The sequence below is a fragment of the Aerococcus sp. NPDC058936 genome, assembly GCF_042741995.1.
Taxonomy (GTDB): Bacteria; Bacillota; Bacilli; order Lactobacillales; family Aerococcaceae; genus Aerococcus.
Genome location: NZ_JBHYKZ010000005.1, coordinates 134,640 through 152,692, shown reverse-complemented (window position 1 = coordinate 152,692; position 18,053 = coordinate 134,640). Strand labels below are relative to the sequence as shown.

Annotated in this window: 14 protein-coding genes; 6 read left to right on the top strand and 8 right to left on the bottom strand. The window is 37.8% G+C overall.

All coding sequences use genetic code 11. The annotated features are described in order from the left end of the window. Positions 1–6 precede the first annotated feature (6 nt). Positions 7–1,560, bottom strand: coding sequence for a Ppx/GppA family phosphatase (locus tag ACFW0C_RS05560; RefSeq protein ID WP_378106095.1), 1,554 nt, complete (start codon positions 1,558–1,560; stop codon positions 7–9). A 561-nt stretch (positions 1,561–2,121) separates the two neighbouring features. After that, complete coding sequence (locus ACFW0C_RS05555; RefSeq protein WP_378106093.1) at positions 2,122–3,000, bottom strand: Cof-type HAD-IIB family hydrolase; 879 nt, start codon at positions 2,998–3,000, stop codon at positions 2,122–2,124. Positions 3,001–3,190: 190 nt separating this feature from the next. Between ACFW0C_RS05555 and ACFW0C_RS05550 the strand changes: the two genes are divergently transcribed. Next, positions 3,191–3,871, top strand: a complete 681-nt coding sequence (locus ACFW0C_RS05550; RefSeq protein WP_378106092.1) for a uracil-DNA glycosylase — start codon at positions 3,191–3,193, stop codon at positions 3,869–3,871. A gap of 4 nt (positions 3,872–3,875) precedes the next feature. Here ACFW0C_RS05550 and ACFW0C_RS05545 read toward each other — a convergent pair whose 3' ends face one another. After that, positions 3,876–4,337 carry a CopY/TcrY family copper transport repressor gene (locus tag ACFW0C_RS05545; protein WP_111856950.1) on the bottom strand — a complete coding sequence of 154 codons (462 nt, stop codon included), beginning with the start codon at positions 4,335–4,337 and terminating at the stop codon, positions 3,876–3,878. Between the two features lie 432 nt (positions 4,338–4,769). Between ACFW0C_RS05545 and nrdI the strand changes: the two genes are divergently transcribed. The 3 genes from nrdI to nrdF are packed head-to-tail and all read left to right on the top strand — an operon-like array spanning position 4,770 to position 8,309. Next, complete coding sequence (gene nrdI, locus ACFW0C_RS05540) at positions 4,770–5,141, top strand: class Ib ribonucleoside-diphosphate reductase assembly flavoprotein NrdI (RefSeq protein WP_003142546.1); 372 nt, start codon at positions 4,770–4,772, stop codon at positions 5,139–5,141. Next, the gene (nrdE, locus tag ACFW0C_RS05535) at positions 5,122–7,305 is read left to right on the top strand and encodes a class 1b ribonucleoside-diphosphate reductase subunit alpha (protein ID WP_378106090.1); all 2,184 of its coding nucleotides are present in this window, start codon (positions 5,122–5,124) and stop codon (positions 7,303–7,305) included. The genes nrdI and nrdE overlap by 20 nt, the downstream gene beginning before the upstream one ends. Before the next feature lie 32 nt (positions 7,306–7,337). Further along, on the top strand, positions 7,338–8,309 hold the full coding sequence (gene nrdF, locus ACFW0C_RS05530; protein WP_378106089.1) for a class 1b ribonucleoside-diphosphate reductase subunit beta: 972 nt from the start codon (positions 7,338–7,340) through the stop codon (positions 8,307–8,309). 78 nt (positions 8,310–8,387) lie between these two features. Here nrdF and ACFW0C_RS05525 read toward each other — a convergent pair whose 3' ends face one another. From ACFW0C_RS05525 to recU, 3 genes are all read right to left on the bottom strand, one after another. Next, positions 8,388–9,335, bottom strand: a complete 948-nt coding sequence (locus tag ACFW0C_RS05525) for an alpha/beta fold hydrolase (protein WP_378106087.1) — start codon at positions 9,333–9,335, stop codon at positions 8,388–8,390. Between the two features lie 161 nt (positions 9,336–9,496). Further along, entirely contained in the window at positions 9,497–11,953 is a 2,457-nt protein-coding gene (locus tag ACFW0C_RS05520; RefSeq protein ID WP_378106086.1) for a transglycosylase domain-containing protein, read from the bottom strand. A gap of 24 nt (positions 11,954–11,977) precedes the next feature. Beyond that, positions 11,978–12,592, bottom strand: a complete 615-nt coding sequence (recU, locus tag ACFW0C_RS05515; protein ID WP_378106084.1) for a Holliday junction resolvase RecU — start codon at positions 12,590–12,592, stop codon at positions 11,978–11,980. A gap of 259 nt (positions 12,593–12,851) precedes the next feature. Here recU and tig point away from each other — a divergent pair, with 259 nt between their 5' ends. After that, positions 12,852–14,132, top strand: coding sequence for a trigger factor (tig, locus tag ACFW0C_RS05510; RefSeq protein ID WP_378106082.1), 1,281 nt, complete (start codon positions 12,852–12,854; stop codon positions 14,130–14,132). Between the two features lie 125 nt (positions 14,133–14,257). Here the strand turns inward: tig and ACFW0C_RS05505 are convergent, their stop codons facing one another. Both ACFW0C_RS05505 and ACFW0C_RS05500 read right to left on the bottom strand, forming a co-directional pair. Further along, positions 14,258–15,196 carry a nucleoside hydrolase gene (locus tag ACFW0C_RS05505; protein ID WP_378106080.1) on the bottom strand — a complete coding sequence of 313 codons (939 nt, stop codon included), beginning with the start codon at positions 15,194–15,196 and terminating at the stop codon, positions 14,258–14,260. Between the two features lie 138 nt (positions 15,197–15,334). After that, complete coding sequence (locus ACFW0C_RS05500; RefSeq protein WP_378106078.1) at positions 15,335–16,534, bottom strand: NupC/NupG family nucleoside CNT transporter; 1,200 nt, start codon at positions 16,532–16,534, stop codon at positions 15,335–15,337. 240 nt (positions 16,535–16,774) lie between these two features. Between ACFW0C_RS05500 and clpX the strand changes: the two genes are divergently transcribed. Continuing rightward, entirely contained in the window at positions 16,775–18,031 is a 1,257-nt protein-coding gene (gene clpX, locus ACFW0C_RS05495; RefSeq protein ID WP_378106075.1) for an ATP-dependent Clp protease ATP-binding subunit ClpX, read from the top strand. Positions 18,032–18,053: the final 22 nt, after the last annotated feature.

Here is an 18,053-nt window from a genome sequence, read left to right as displayed (position 1 = left end):
TAACTGTTATAAAATGGCCCGATATGAATTTGCATGTATAAACTCTAGGGTAATGTCTTTGCCGATTGCACGTTCTACATGTTTCTTTTGGTCCTCAGAACGGTAGACTTCGGATAATAATTCTCCTTGGTAGAAGACACGTAGAATCAGGCTATTACCTTTCATCACAGTATCCATACTTTTCACAATATTGTTATGAGAATCATTTAGACATTCAGCAAACTTGATCAGTCCTCCAATGTGTTGAAGGTTTTCCACTTGTTTATCGTCTAGCATTTCTCCATAGGTTGTTAAATATTGGTCAAATAAAGTTTTATTTTTATATGACGCTAAAATAGAAAGGGCTAATCTTTCAGGGTGCGAGAATCCATTTAAGTTAGAGTTAGAAAGTAAATAGAAGGTATGTTGCGATGCATTTCCTGGTTCAATCATTTCCCCAAGATTGTACAAATATGCCCCATAATTCAATAACTCTAATTCATGGTCATTCAATTTCAAATAGCCATCTTCACTTAAGGCCGCGTATAACTGGCGAGCAATCACCATTCGTTGCGCTGAATCAGGCATTGAAAATTGGTAAATACTAGATAATCGCTCAACTGTTTGTTGGGCCACTTGATGGATGTCGAAGGCAGACCGGTATTTTTCCTCTAAATATTCATACACAATACCCTCACGCAATCCTTCTTGTGAGAACTTAAATACTGGTGAATCAACAGTTTGAATGAGTTCTTGGAAAACGATTGTCGCTGGCACGATAATATCTGCTCGGTTAGAAGATAAACCTTCTAATTTGAGCATCTCTTTCATTGACAAGTCGACAAAAGTATCAAAGACTTGGTCAATTTGCTTAGGTTTCATTGTATATTCATGTAAACCAGCCATACCGTAATTTGACTGCATTTGGTGGACACGGGCAACGTTACGCGCAGAACCACCAATGGCAAAAATCGGTAAGTTTAAGTTTTCAAAGAAAGGGTGTTCAGAAAAAGCTTGGCGGACAAATTTACGTGTTTCCTTGATGCTTTTAGCATCATTGAAGTCTTTCCCGTTAAAGAATTTCTCTTGTAATGATACGGCCCCAAATGGGAAAGAGAAGGCTTCAACCAATTCTTTGTCTTTAAAGACGGTGATTTCTGTTGAGCCACCACCGATATCAATCGATACACCGTCAGAATCACTCATAGAGTGAACGACTGCAGAGAATCCGTAGTAAGCTTCCATTTCTTCTGGCACTAATTCAATGGTGACACCAGTTTTTTTCTTCACTTGATTGATGATGTCATCTTTATTTTTTGATTGCCGAATGGCTGCAGTTGCTTTTGGCAAGATGCGGTCAGCTTTTAAAATAGCCGCTTCTTTTGCAAAGGCACCAATAATCCGGGCTAGGGTATCAATACCATCCTGTGACATTTCGTGATCGTCATTAATATATTGGAAAATCCGTGCGGGAATTTTAATGTTTTGAATTTCTCGCATGGCTAAATTATCTTCGACTTGAAAGACAACAAGGCGAATAGAGTTTGAACCTATATCAATCAAACCAATTCGTTCTTTCATAACTATTGTGTCCTTTCGTTTCTCATGTGCTACAGTAACAACTAAAATTAAATTTATCTTAAGCTTAGTATAACGCAATTTCGGCAAATCCGAAATAATATTTCCCGATAAGTAAAAGACTATTTTTGCCTGAAAGTTTATGGGGATTTCTAGAAAAAAGAGGCCCGTGACCTAAAAGCCACAAGCCCCATACTTGCTATTTAACGATAGCCATAATATTGGGCTACGAACGTCAAACTCTTCCGACATTTGCCAAAATCATCCAATTCCCTGATAGTATTGGTCGTTTTTTGGTTCAACGCGTTGAGTGTAAACGACTGTTGTAGCACCTCTTTTGAACGATAAATAAACTGGTTTACCACCGGTTGCTCCATATACTTGTGAGATTACTTAGTAAGTGGCATCTGATGCCAGCAATAAGTATAAAATAGCCTTTTAGACTGGGTGACCAGGCTGACCAAGTAGGGTGTTTTGACCAAAGTCACTTTCATAAGCTACTCCCTATAAAGTCTAGCGGTTGGGTGAGTAGTGACTATATAGTGATTTTATAGCCGCTATATTTTAGTTGTGCTCAGCCATTTTCAGTGACTGGTAAATGGCATTCGCCACGCCACCGTCGTAATTGCTAGTTGTTTCATATTTAGCGTATGTTTTTACTTCCGGTTCCGCATTTGCCATTGCGAATGAATAGCCAGCAGCTTTTAACATAGATACGTCATTGAAATTATCCCCAACTGACACAACATTATCAATGTTGTAACCATGGTCTTGACAGTATTTTTCAACAGCCTTACCCTTAGTCCCATCAGCATGGTTGATTTCAATATTGTACTTAAATGATGAGGTGATATGTGTATCAGGATATTGTTCCCCGATTTCTGCCGCCATTGGTTTAATGGTGTTTTCTGGATCAGCATCCACGAAAGTAATCTTTATAATGGCTTGACCTTCATCAGTGATCAAAGTTCTTAAATCATCACGGTAATCGATAGTTGTTACCTCATTCGATTGGGTTGCACGCGTTCTCGCTTCTTCTAATGACATTTCTGGATTCATCTCGTGAATCAGTTCCGTAATTGCAAGAATACGTTGGTCTAATGAAGATGAGTAGACATTTTTACTGGTCATGGCCTCCATATAAAAGCCCGCTTCATACCCTTTATTCAGGATATCAAGGGCAGTTTGGTCATCGATATCCACTTCGTATTCTACTTTTCCATTTCTGTCAAAAAGGATTGAGCCGTTCAATCCGATAATCGGACAACGGATACCCGCTTCATCCAATTTAACTTTAGCTTCGGTAAAATTACGGCCAGTACATACAACAAATGGAATCCCTTTATTATACGTATGCATAATCGCATCAATATTTGCTTGTGGAATATCCATATGCTCGTCCAACAAGGTGCCATCCATATCTGAAACAATCAATTCAATCATTTGTAAGCTCCTATCTAAATTAAGTTAAATTCAGTTTACCACGGTCAATATAAATTCACTAGTCAAATGGCGCATGCAAAAATAGATATCAGCTCAATCTAACCAGGGGTTTGACTAGGCGGTGAATTACAAAAGACCTCATCCATGTTATAATGAAAGATGGACTATAAAGAAGAGGGGAGCGAAAAGCATGACACGATTAGGGAAGATGCCAAGTGACTGGGCCAAAGAATTGGCGCCAGTATTAGGGTCTGAGAATTTTAAACGACTAGAAGATTTTATCATACAAGCATATGAAAAAGGCCCGGTTTACCCAGACCAAAATCATATCTATGCAGCTTTTGAGCATACACCATTTGACCAAGTGAAAGTAGTCATCTTAGGACAAGATCCCTACCATCAACCAGGTCAAGCACAAGGACTGAGTTTTTCAGTCAACAAAGGTGTGAAAATTCCACCTTCATTACGAAATATCTATAAAGAACTGCGGTCAGATTTAGATATCCAACCTGCTAGTCATGGTGATTTAAGACAGTGGGCTGATCAAGGTGTCCTATTATTGAACGCGGTCTTAACAGTGCCAGATTCAAGTGCTAATGCCCACAAAGGTAAAGGTTGGGAAGTTTTAACCGATGCGGCTATCAGTGCCTTAAATCAAGCAGCTGAACCCATTGTCTTTATTTTATGGGGTAATTCTGCAAAGGCCAAAGCTACTTTAATTGATGAAAATAAACATTACATTCTAAGTTCAGTGCACCCGAGTCCCTTGTCTGCCTCACGTGGCTTTTTCGGAACTAAGCCCTTTTCCAAGGCAAATGAATTGCTGGAAAAATCAGGGCGCACACCAATTGATTGGCAAGTGTCAGAATAGATGGTTAATGGGTTTCTGGATGGTGGATACATTGACCGGGCGCACAATTACAAGTAACATGGTCAACGTAAGTGGCTTGGTCTAGGGCATTGAGGATATTATCCTTCATCTTATCGTCTAATACAGAGGCTTGGATAAGTGCAGAAATCACCTTGTCAGCATCGGTATTACACCAACCATTTAATAGTGTCTGTGCTTGGTTTTCTAAGGCAGTGTCTTCATCGATTGCCGGACGGTAAATAAAGGATTTACCATTTTTAGTCGTTTCTAGCCAGTTCTTTTTAGTTAGGCGGCCAATTAAGGTCTTAATCGTTGCGGCTTTCCAATCTTTTTTGTCCTCTAATGAGGCGATAATAGTGCGGGAATTCGTTTCTTTTTGCGCCCATACGACCCGCATGACTTCCCACTCAGCAGCGGAAACATCTTGGAAATCTTGTCTCTTTTCTTGGATAATATTGCTTGTCATCGTTGACTCCTTTCAGTAGTAGATACCAGATGATTGAATCAATTTTAGTTTACATTTGTAGATGTTTAAAAGCAAGTGAAATGAATTTTCTGTAGTTAATTTGTAATAATAGATTTGCAAAAATAGACTTAAAACATTTTTTGTATAAATCATCTCATAATTTAAAATAAAATTTTCAAGCAAAAGATTTATTTGTGGATAAAAAAGGCCCGAATAATTATTTAAGCATCAGATGAATTGCCTAAATTATTGGCTTAGACTAATGATTGTATTTTATAATAACGTCTGGCTATCTGGATTGGTATATTTTTTCCTGATACAATACCGGTCTTAAATAGTTGAAATTACAGAATGAACAATATATAGTTATGTGTAACATAAATACACCACTACATGTAGTGGTGTCGTTTTTTTGAATAGGAGGAATGTGATGTGAAAATTGTGTACATGTCTCTAACCGGACAGACACACAAGTTTGTAAATAAACTTGAAATGGATAGCCTGAGAATTACAATGGATAATGCTTTTCAAGAAATTAACGAACCCTATATCGTGATTGCTCCAACTTATGATATTGAAGTAACCGAAATACTAAATGATTTTATTGAAACTGGCCAAAATCTAACGTATTTAAAAGGCGTTTGTGGTTCAGGGAATCTAAATTTCAATGAACTTTATTGTTTTACTGCAAAAGATCTAGCAGAAGCGTATAATGTACCTTTGCTGTTAACTTTTGAATTCCAGGGAAATGTGAACGACGTTACAATTATGAAAGAAAAGGTGAATGAAATTGGACCAACCTAAAGCAGTAGTACAAGAAAAAGAAATTACTTATTTCAAGCTGAATAATGAAGTTAACCGTCCACTAGACGGAAAAATTCAAATCGAGAAAGATAAAGAAGCGGTACGGGCCTACTTTTTAGAGCACGTTAACCCAAATACCGTATTCTTCTATACTTTAGATGAAAAAATCGACTACTTAGTTGAACATGACTACTTAGAAGAAGGGTTCTTGAATTTATACGAACGTGAATTTGTGAAACGTTTAATGCAGGAAACGTATGACTTCAAATTCCGTTTCAAATCATTCATGAGCGCTTATAAATTCTATACACAATACGCACTAAAAACAAACGATGGTAAACGTTATTTAGAGCGTTACGAAGACCGTATCGTGTTTACTGCTCTATATTTAGCAAATGGTGACGAGCAAGTAGCGAGCGATTTACGTGATGAAATGATCAACCAACGATACCAACCAGCGACACCTACCTTCCTAAATGCGGGTCGTAAACGTCGTGGAGAATTGGTTTCTTGTTTCTTAATCCAAGCAACAGATGACATGAACTCAATTGGTCGTACAATCAACTCAGCACTTCAACTATCTCGTTTAGGTGGTGGGGTTGGGGTTAACCTAACAAACATTCGTGCAGCCGGCGACCCAATTAAAAAAATTGAGAATGCTTCTTCAGGTATCATTCCAGTCATGAAATTACTAGAAGATTCATTCTCTTACTCTAACCAATTAGGGCAACGTAACGGTGCAGGTGCAGTTTACCTTAGCGTCTTCCATCCAGATGTTGTATCATTCTTATCTGCGAAAAAAGAAAACGCTGATGAAAAAATCCGTGTGAAGACTTTATCACTAGGTCTAGTTGTACCCGATAAATTCTATGAACTAGCAGAAAAAGACGAAATGATGTACTTATTCAGTCCTTATGATGTTGAACGTATTTATGGTAAACCTTATGCCTATGTCAACATTACAGAAGAGTATGACAACTTGGTAAACAACCCAGAAATCAAGAAATCTAAGATTCGTGCGCGTGATTTAGAAGACGATATCTCCAAATTACAACAAGAATCTGGTTATCCTTACATCATCAATATCGATACTGTAAATGACCAAAACCCAATTGATGGGACAATTGTCATGAGTAACTTGTGTTCAGAAATTTTACAAGTACAACGTCCTTCAATTATCAACAACGACCAAACATTTGAAGAATTAGGTACAGATATTTCATGTAACTTGGGTTCAACAAATATCAATAACTTAATGCATTCACCAGACTTTGGTAAATCAGTTGATACAATGGTTCGCGGTTTAACGTATGTAACAGATGCATCAGCTATTGACGTAGTACCTTCAATTAAAAAAGGTAATGATTTAGCGCATACTATCGGCTTAGGAGCAATGGGACTACATACTTATTTTGCCTTAAATGAAATGCACTATGGTTCACCAGAATCGATTGAATTTACAGACAAATACTTCTTACTATTAAACTACTATACTTTAGTAGCATCTAATAGAATCGCTAAAGAACGTGGTATCACTTTCGAAAACTTCGAAAACTCAACTTATGCGACAGGTGAATATTTTGACAAATACATCAATGAAGAAACAACGTTTGAATTTGAAAGAGTTGCAGCGCAATTTGAAGGTATTCACATCCCAACTCAAGAAGACTGGAAAGCCTTACGCGCTGCCGTTCAAGAGCATGGTTTATACCACCAAAACCGTTTAGCAGTTGCGCCTACTGGTTCAATTTCTTACGTAAATGAAACAAGCTCAAGTTTACATCCAATCATCCAATTGATTGAAGAGCGTCAAGAAAAGAAAACTGGTAAGACTTACTATCCAGCACCATTCTTAAGCAATAAGACGCTACCTTATTACCAATCTGCTTACGACATCGACAACCGTCGTATTATCGATATTTATGCAGCTGCTCAACAACATATTGATCAAGGTATGAGTTTGACCTTATTCATGCGTTCAGATATTCCTGCAGGTTTATACCCTTGGAAAGAAGGGCGTACAAGCAAAATGACGACACGTGATTTAAACATCTTGCGTCGTTACGCATGGAAACGTGGCATCAAATCTATTTACTACGTACGTACATTCACAGACAACAACGAAGAAGTTGGCGCAAACTACTGTGAAAGCTGTACTGTTTAATCGATTGCACTTGGAATAAGGAAGGAACACACATGACGAATTTTAATGAAAATCCTTATATTGCTATTAACTGGAATGATATTGAGGATATGATTGACAAGTTGACTTGGGAGAAGTTAACAGAACAATTCTGGTTAGATACACGTATTCCATTATCAAATGATTTAGATACATGGCGTACATTATCAGCTAGAGAACAAGACATGATTGGAAAAGTATTTGGTGGTTTAACACTACTAGATACCTTGCAATCTGAAGATGGTATGGAATCACTTAAAGCATCTATCCGTACCCAACATGAAGAAGCGGTTTACAATAACATCCAATTCATGGAAAGTGTACATGCTAAATCATATTCATCTATTTTCTCAACTTTAAACACACCTAAAGAAATTGATAAAATCTTTGCTTGGACACGGGAAAATGAATTTATCCAATACAAAGCGAACCGTATTAATGATATTTACCAAAACGGTACAGACTTACAAAGAAAAGTGGCTTCAGTATTCCTAGAGTCATTCTTATTCTACTCAGGATTCTATGCACCACTTTGGTACTTAGGTAATGGTAAATTGCCAAACGTCGCTGAAATTATTAAATTGATTTTACGTGACGAAAGTGTCCACGGTACTTACATTGGTTATAAATTCCAAATTGCTTTCAATCAATTATCGAAAGAAGAGCAAGAAGACATGCAAAACTGGGCGTTCAGCTTATTGTTTGAATTATATGAAAACGAAGCGAAATACAGCGAGTACATCTATGATGACTTAGGCTGGACTGAAGATGTGAAAATATTTCTACGTTACAATGCCAATAAAGCATTACAAAACTTAGGATTTGATCCATTGTTCCCGGATACAGCGGATGATGTAGACCCTATCGTTATGAACGGTATTTCTACCGGTACTTCAAACCATGACTTCTTCTCACAAGTAGGTAATGGTTACTTACTAGGGCAAGTTGAAGCCATGTCAGACGAAGACTACGAAAAATGGACTTAAAGTTAAAATATTGGCTACATGAAAATCGCGCCTGTCGAAAATGACAGGCGCGATTTTTGCATGTATTTTTGTATATACTTAATCATGAATGGTTTTTAGTTGTTTCTTAAACCAATTATTGATTATTTGGTAAACGGGTCTAGTATTGCCGTACATTAAACATTCATGACCGCGATTTTCAAACATCATAATTGTGACATCATCAAAACCAGAACGGGTGAATTCTTTAGCCAGTTTGTGGGTTTCTTTACCACCATTAATTAGTGGATCGTTACGACCAGCAATAATGGCAATTGGTAAGTCCTTCCGGATGTTTCGGGTCCAGCTGGGTAAAGTTGCCTTATGGGCAATTTTTACCAACTCTGCAAAACCGTTATTGGTGAAAACAAAGCCAACTAGCGGCCAATCCCTTTCTTCACCATTTTTAGGCGGATACCAATATGCTGGAAAAGCATTGGCAACAGCAGGGTCATCAGTTATACCCGCACCGAATAGTTTTTGATGGATATAGTAATTGTAGGCATCTGGATGCAAGGTATTTAAAATAGGTGCTAAGGCTGCACCTGTCGCGAAAATAGGGCTATGGGTGTTCGTCCCACTCAATAATACGCCGTCTACTTCCGCACTATATTGACCAAGATATAAACGGGTTATATATGCCCCCATTGAATGACCTAACACATAATAGGGTAAGTCGGGATAATGTTTCTTGGTTGCTTGAACAACTCGATGTAAATCTTCAACCATGACTTTAGCAGCATCCGTTGTGCCAAAATAGCCTAAACGGTTGTGTTCTTTAGCTAGTCCTCCATGGCCAATATGGTCATGGGCGATGACTAAAAAGTTTTGGTCCACAAATGACTCAGCTACTTTTTTATAGCGACCACCAAATTCTGACATCCCATGGACAATATGGATAATGGCTTTTGGATGATCGGCGTTTTGCCAAGCGTAAACAGGGATATAAGGGCGGTCAGGTGAAGCGGATGGAATAGTTACAGTGTTATAGTAGTCTAATGCAAACATAATTTCCCCTCTTTTTTTCGATTAAGTCTATTATAGTGTCTTCAATGTTAAAGCACAATTAATAGGGATATATAATTTATGGAATAGAAAAGGCCTGCGACAAAACGTCACAGGCCTTTTAAAATATTGTTATATCATAGACTCAGTTGGTAATTCCGGTCCTAAGCGGCTTCGTCTGCTTCCTCGTCCTCAACATCCCCGTCGTCGCCAGTGTCTGCTGGTCTAGAAGATGATGAAGCGCTTGGTTCAGTAGTAGGTGATGAAACACTTGAAGATTCCACTTCACTCGAAGGTATTTCAGCTTCAGAACTTTCACTGACACTAGACTCAGAAGACTCACTCTCAGACGAGATTGATTCTTCGCTCGATTCTGCAGCTGATGAAGAACTTGAGCTTGACGATGAAGAAATTGAACTAGAAATAGAACTTGAGCTGCTTGATGATGCACGGCTAGAAGATGATGAAGATGATTGTACAATCGCATTTCCAGATGCTAACCAAGCTTGGTAATCTGAATACAAGTCATCGTTAGCCAAACCAGTTAAGATTTGTGATGATGGTGTCGCGTTTGTAGGGAATTCATCTGGTATTGCACCTTTGACTAATTTCACTTCATGTACTGAATCAGGCTGTACCCAATCCGCATTTTCAGAAGTAGTAGATAGGTATCCCATAATTGCTTGGTATAGATAACTTACAATATATCTATCCGACCCATCAATATAGCCAACTTCATCGGTAGAGAATTGGTTATCATAACCCGTCCAAATAGATAGGGCGTAATCAGTTGTATAACCTGACATCCAAGTATCAGGTACCGCACTTGAATCAACGCCAAGTTCAGCAGCTTGTTCTTCGGAATAGTTTGTTGTACCAGACTTACCTGCTTCAGCTAGACCAGCTGTATGATAGTTAGTAGATAAACCATAAGAAGTATCCGTAAAGTTATCTTTCAACATGTCCGTTACCATATAAGCAGTTGAATCTTCCATGGCTTGGTTGCTTGTTGAATCAATCGTGACTTCTTCACCATCGAACGTTGTAAAGTAATCAACCGCACGTGGTTGATTGTATTCACCGTAATTACCCAGTGTCGCAAAGGCTGCACTTAGTTGTAACGGGGTGATTTCACCACCAATAGCATCAGATTCATGAATACCATTTCCGTCATTTAAGACAATACCCATACCTTGTAGGAATTCATCTACTTGTTCGGTACCAACCTCTTGTAATAGTTTTAAGGCTGGAATGTTACGAGAACCGATTAAAGCTTGACGCAGGGTGATAGTACCTTGGTATAGGTTATCGTAGTTATTAATCTCTGTCCGATCTGAATAAGTATGTTCTTCATCTTCAATAGAAGATTCGGTAGAGTAGTTTAGATATTCTATAGCAGTCGCATAGTCCGCAAATGGCTTAATAGAAGAACCAACGCTTCGCTCTAACTGAGTTGCGCGGTTATAAGACAATTGTCCTTCTTGGTTACGTCCACCATATAGGGCTAAGATATTACCCGTTTCTGTATCCACTAATGACGCTGCAGCTTGCATGTTGTCATTTGTGAAGTAATAACCATCTTCATCCTCGATTGTATTGTAGATTTCGGTCATGGCATCCATATCTAAATGCGTATAGATTTGTAACCCGTCTGAATACATGTCATATCCAGCTTCCTCAACTTCAGCGGCAACCTCTTGAATATAAGAGTCTAACATAATTGCAGTCTCAGATTGTTCAGTTGACTCAGTATCAATATCTTGTAAACCATCTTCAATTGGTGTGGCTACTGCCTCGTCGTATTCCTCTTGAGTGATTTTTTCATTTTCCAACATCTCTGCAAGTACTAAGTTTCTTCTTTCTTCAGCAGCGTCAGGATCTGAATATGGATCGTAAGCGTTAGGTGCTTGCGGCATACCAGCTAATAGGGCAGTTTGGGCTATTGACAGCTCACTTAAGGATTTACCATAGTAAACTTCAGCAGCAGTCCCCATACCATAAACACCGTTGGCCATGTAGACTTTATTAATATAAAACTCAAAGATTTCTTGTTTTGTGTAGTCTTGTTCTAATTGAATCGCTAGCCAAATCTCTTGGACTTTACGTTTATAAGTTTGGTCTTCCTCATTAGTTGAAAAAGAGGTAAGCTTCACTAATTGTTGGGTTAGGGTTGAACCACCTTGAGTAATGCCACCAGCCTTTAGGTTGGCTAAGAAAGACCCAGCAATACGAATCGGGTCAAAACCGTTATGCTCCATAAAGCGTCGGTCCTCAATCGAGGTGACGGCGTCAAAGGTTGTTTGTGAAATATCACTTTCGTCAACGATTATTCGATCGTTTTGACTAGTTTCATAGACAATGTTACCTTCATTGTCATATATACTAGATGCGATGGTACCGTACAAATCTTCTTCGGTGAGTGTAGGACTATCAGAAATCCAGGAATAGGCAACGATTGAAAGGGCTACCCCAACTACTACACCGGCGCCAACAATACCTAGTAGGATTTTTTTCCAAAGGGCCATGCCAGAGCGGTTAGACTTACCTCGCTTACCTTGAATTTTTTTAGACGACTTGCGATTATTTTGGCTTCGTCGTCTTGAGTTTTGATCTTGACTCATGCATATCACTCCTAGTATGTTTATTTAATTTTGATAATTGGCTGCAATCATTTCATCCACAGCTGCTAAATAGTCAATTCGGGGCTGATACCCCATGTTTGCTTGGACACCTTTAGATTGAATTCTCTTTAAAGGAATCGCAGTAATGTCATTGGCTAAAAAGCCAGTCCAGTCTTCCAATAGCGCCCTTATAGGGTATACATAGGCTTCATCACGTTCTTTAAATAGAAAAAGGACAAAACAAATCCCACCATGGTTGGCACAATTTGTCATATGATCTATTTGATGTTGATGAATATTATGAAGCGGGAACTTAGTTTTAAGGTTGGTTTGTTTAGCCTCAAAATCTAGATAGTGTCCATTATAGATCCCATTATAATCTGTTGTGGAAGCCGTACGATAGTAGGCTTCAGTTATCACAGCGCGACTCCTATTCGGATAGTCGACTGAAACAACTTGGATTGGTGTTGGCTTTTTGTGAATAACAGCTTTGTCACGCAATAAATACCACTGGTTGGCTTGATTAATCATTTCCTCCAGCTTCATACCACGCTTGGCAAAGTTTGTTTTCCCATTAGAAGAAGCGGATAGTGAACGATTCGCCTTAGATTGGTAGACTTTACCGTTGGGATACCTCATGATGACCTCCTTCAGAATATGGTGCCCAAAAATTGACACCATATTTACTCTATTTTATCCTATTTAGGACATATACCATAGTTTTAACACCGATTTTAATATAAAAACAAGAAATATCCACCCTTATAGTATAACATTAATGGCATTTTGGCTCATTAACTAGACAATTCGCCAGTTTTAGTGTAGTATTTTATGATGTTAAGATTATGCATACATGCATAATCAATTAGTAAATATAACTAGAGTTAGGGGAATTTAAATGTCAGTAAATTATGAACAAACATCAACAAACGAAGGTATTTTACACTTTACCGTAGCAAAAGAAGATGCAGCGAAAGCTAAGAAACAAGCTTTTAACCGTATTAAAAAAGATGTATCTATCCCAGGTTTCCGTAAAGGGAAAGTAAACTATCAAATGTTTGTAAAAATGTTTGGTGAGCAATCTTTAATTGAAGATGCTGTAAACATCGTTTTACCAGAAGCTTATACAAAAGCTGTTGAAGAATCAGGTTTAGAAATTGTTACTCAACCTCGTTTCGATATCAAATCTGCTGAAACAAATGCTGACTGGGAATTAATTGCATATGTTGCAACTAAACCAGAAGTTAAATTAGGTCAATACAAAAACCTAACAGTTCCTAAACAAGAAGTTGAAGTGACTGAAGAAGAAATCAACGACCGTTTATCTGCAGCACAAGCTAACTTAAGCGAATTAGCTTTAAAAGAAGGCGCTGCTGAAACTGGTGACACTGTTGTTATCGACTACGAAGGTTTCCAAGATGGTGAAGCATTCGCAGGTGGTAAAGGTGAAAACCATTCATTAGAATTAGGTTCTAATTCATTCATCCCTGGTTTTGAAGACCAATTAGTTGGTGTTAAAGAAGGCGACGAAGTAGAAGTTAACCTTACTTTCCCTGAAGATTACCATGCTGATGAATTGGCTGGTAAAGATGCTACATTCAAAGTTAAAGTTCACGAAGTGAAAACAAAAGAAGTGCCAGAATTAGATGACGAATTTGCTAAAGATGTTGACGAAGAAGTTGAAACTTTAGACGAATTAAAAGAAAAATACCGTAAAGAACTAGCGGAACAAAAAGAAGCTGCAGCTAAAGAAGCTCGTGAAGAAGAAGCTTTACGTTTAGCAGTGGAAAACGCTGAAATTACTGATTTACCACACGAAATGGTCCATGAAGAAGTTCACCGTCAAATGGACCACTACTTAAACGAAATGCAACGTTCAGGAATTTCTAAAGAAATGTACTTCCAATTAACAGGTACAAGTGAGGCAGACTTGCACACTCAATTCGAACAAGATGCTGACACTCGCGTGAAAACTAACTTGATTCTTGAGCAAATCGTTAAAGATGAAAACATCACTGCTGAAGTTGAAGATGTAGAGAAAGAAATCGCTACATTAGCTGAAACTTACGGCATGACTGTTGAAGAAGTTAAAAACGTTGTAACAGAAGATATGTTGAAAAATGATATTGCATTGAAAAAAGCAATGGCATTAATCACTGATACTGTGGAAGAAGCGTAAGCTTTATTATAGTTTTCAAATGTAAAGCCAAGGGGGTGACTCCTTGGCTTTTTCTTAAGCAAAAGAATTATATAATGACCACAAAAAAACCGAGCCTAGCTCGGTTTTTAGTATTGAAATAACTATTAAAATGCTTTTACGATTGTGTCTAGGAAGTGTTTGTTATAGCCTTCAGCGTCAACGCCTAAAGCAACAAATACATTCGGTTCTTCCTTGCGGTTTAAGGCAACTTGATCTTGGACTAAACGACCTTCTTGTTCGCCGTATAAACTCTTGATGCGGAATGTTTCACCCGTTACCCAGTCACTCTTAAGGGCAACAGAAACTGCTAATGGATCGTGTAGGGCACAACCTGTTAGGTCTTCGTATGAATTTGCGTAAGCCTTAAAGTAATATGTCACAATCTCGTGGAATACTTTGGACGCTTCAGACATTTCTAACCAAGGAGCGATATCGGTATCTGTGATTAGGGTACGTAAAGTCACATCTAAACCAATGACTTTAATTGGTAAACCAGAATCAAAGACGATGTTATTCGCTTCTGAGTCCTTCCAGAAGTTAGCTTCAGCAAATGGGCTTACGTTACCTGGAACTGTTAAAGCACCACCCATAGAAACAATACCTTTGATTTTTTGCATAGCAGGTAGGTCTTTTTGAATGGCTAAGGCTGCATTCGTTAAAGGACCTGTTGTCACTAAGACTAATTCTTCACCGTATTTGTTGGCAGACTCAATAATGAAGTCAATAGCGTCTTGGTCAGAAATATTGTTACCAGCAGGTAATTCGACATTTCCTAGACCATTTAACCCATGGAAGATACCAGATGCTTTTTCTTGGATATAATCTTCATTTGCCCCAATTTTGTGGGAAGCCCCACGGAAAACGGGGATGTCTTCGCGATTTAATAATTTTAATACGGCAGAGGCATTGTGTACACACTTGTCTACTTCAGCATTACCGAAGACAGATGTAATACCGATTACTTCTGCGTCTTCTTCACCCAGGGCAAGTGCAATAGCCATTGCATCATCAATACCAGTATCAAAATCTAAGATTAGTTTCATATTTAAACCCCCTATAAAGTTAGATATTTCAATATCTTATCCTATTTAAAGTATAAGGCATTGTCTTTCAAATTGATAGAAGAAAGACAATGCCTTAGACAAGTTTATTTAAATTTACTATTGAGTTGGGTTTCTAAATTAGAAGAAGAAGCCAACAATTGTTGATGAAATCATAGATACCAATACAGATGCAATGATTAAACGCCACGTATTGTTTGCGACAACTTTTGCTTGTTTAGCTGACATAATTTTTATAGAAGCAATAATCATGCCGACAGTTGCGATATTTGAAAATGAGATAACATAAGTTGACATCATTGCCAATGTTTTATCAGTAACTTGTCCTGCAACCGCTTGAACCTCTCCTAAGGCCACAAATTCATTGGTTAATAATTTAGAAGCCATGATTGAGCCAGCACTTACGATGTCCGCGCTTGGAACCCCCATAATGTATGCAAGTGGAGAAAAAACATAGCCTAAAATAGTAAAGAAGTCAATACCAAATCCCAAGGTAGCTAATGAGTTAAGGAATGTAATTAAAGCTGTAAAACCAATCAGAGAACCAGCAATTGCTAGGGCAATTTGGAAACCACTAGAAATATAGTCACTTAACACAGAGAAGAAGTTCTCATCATCAATACCTTCGTTTTCTTTAGCCTCTTCAATAGGGTTGAAATCTACTTGATATGTTTGTGGGTTATAGGGTGTCATCAGTGAGACGATAATAAATGCAGCGAAAACATTCAATAGAATAGCAACCACTACAAATTTACCGTCAACCATTTGCATATAAGAAGCAATCGTTGTAGCAGATACACACGAAAGACCCATTAACACAAATGTAAAGATTTGTTCAGGTGAAAATTTATCGATATAACGTTTAAGCGTAATCAAACCATTTGATTGGCCAAGCATAGCCATGATGATAGCAATATATGATTCATTTTCTCCCATACCAGTGATTTTATTAAGGATTTTACCGATATATTTAGCGACAAAAGGTAAAACGTTAATGTATTGAAGGATACCAATCAATCCAGAAATAAAAACAATTGGCATTAAAACATTTAGGAAGAAAATCCCGTAGTTTGTAGCGCCTTCACCAAAGACAAATTCGGTACCGCCGTTTGCTTGTAAAATTAACCAGTTAAATAAACCTGATACACCTTCCAAAATGGCAATCCCAAAGCTTGTTCTTAAACCAACGAAGGCTAAGACAAACATAATTACTAATAAAATCCCTACTTGCTTAATACGGGCGTTCTTACGGTCTTTACTAATTAATAAAGCGATAAGTCCGATGACAATTAGACCGATGATTCCGCGAATAATACTCATAGTTATCTCCTTTTCTTATTCATATTCAAATTTTTGCACCGCTAATCATTATAAAATATTGGTCAATAAAATACTAGTAATATTCTGCGGATTTCCGAATGATAAACCAAATGCAATTCTAAATCTTAAGTACAATATAATCACGCAGAATAAACCACTAAATTGAAGACTTTTAAATTGACTTGAAGTCAACAATTTGGCACAATAAGGTGATGTAAAAGAGAAAGGAGAACGGATAGCATGTATAATGATGATGAACAAACAACGATTCACTGTTCTTTTTGTGGAAAATCACAAGATGAGGTAGACAAAATCATCGCTGGACCTGGCGTCTATATCTGTAATGAATGTGTAGCACTATGTCAAGAAATCATAGATGAAGAAGTCAACCAAGAACGACAAGAATCTTATACAATGGTTGAACCACCAAAACCAACTGAAATTCGTTCCATCTTAGATGATTATGTTATTGGTCAAGATCAAGCTAAAAAAACTTTATCAGTAGCAGTATATAACCACTACAAACGTATTTCTTCCAACAACGAAATAAATGATGATGGGGTATCTCTACAAAAGAGTAACATCCTACTAATGGGCCCAACAGGTTCAGGTAAAACATACTTAGCTCAAACTTTAGCACGTATTCTTGATGTCCCATTTGCGATTGCAGATGCAACGACACTAACGGAAGCGGGTTATGTTGGGGAAGATGTTGAAAATATTTTAGTTAAATTGATGCAATCAGCAGATTTTGACGTAGAACGCGCCCAAAAAGGGATTATCTATGTCGATGAAATCGATAAGATTGCCCGTAAATCAGAAAACGTATCAATTACCCGTGATGTTTCTGGTGAAGGTGTGCAACAAGCCTTACTGAAAATTTTAGAGGGAACTGAAGCGAATATTCCACCACAAGGTGGTCGTAAACATCCACATCAAGAATTAATTCAAGTGGATACAACAAATATTCTCTTTATCGTAGGTGGTGCCTTCGATGGTATCGAACCAATTATTAAAGAACGTCTTGGTGAAAAAGTTATTGGTTTTGGTAATTCTTCAAACAACCATATCTTGAATGACAACGATGCAATTATGCAACAAGCTATTCCGCAAGACTTACAAACTTTTGGGTTGATTCCAGAGTTTATTGGACGTTTACCGATTATGGCGAACTTGAACAAGTTAACAAAAGATGATTTAGTCCATATTCTAACGCAACCTAAAAATGCCCTAGTGAAACAATATCAACAATTATTGAAGATGGATAATGTGGAATTAACCTTTACAGATGAAGCTCTAGATGCCATCGCACAAAAAGCTTTAGACCGTAAGACAGGGGCTCGTGGGTTACGCTCGATTATTGAAGAAGCTATGTTAGAAATCATGTTTGAAATTCCATCACGAGAAGACGTTTCAAAAGTTATGATTACTGAATCAGTAATTAATGACGACATCCAACCAGATTTGTTTGACTTAGAAGGCAAAAAGATCGCTTAATTGTTGCCAATAGTAACAGTGT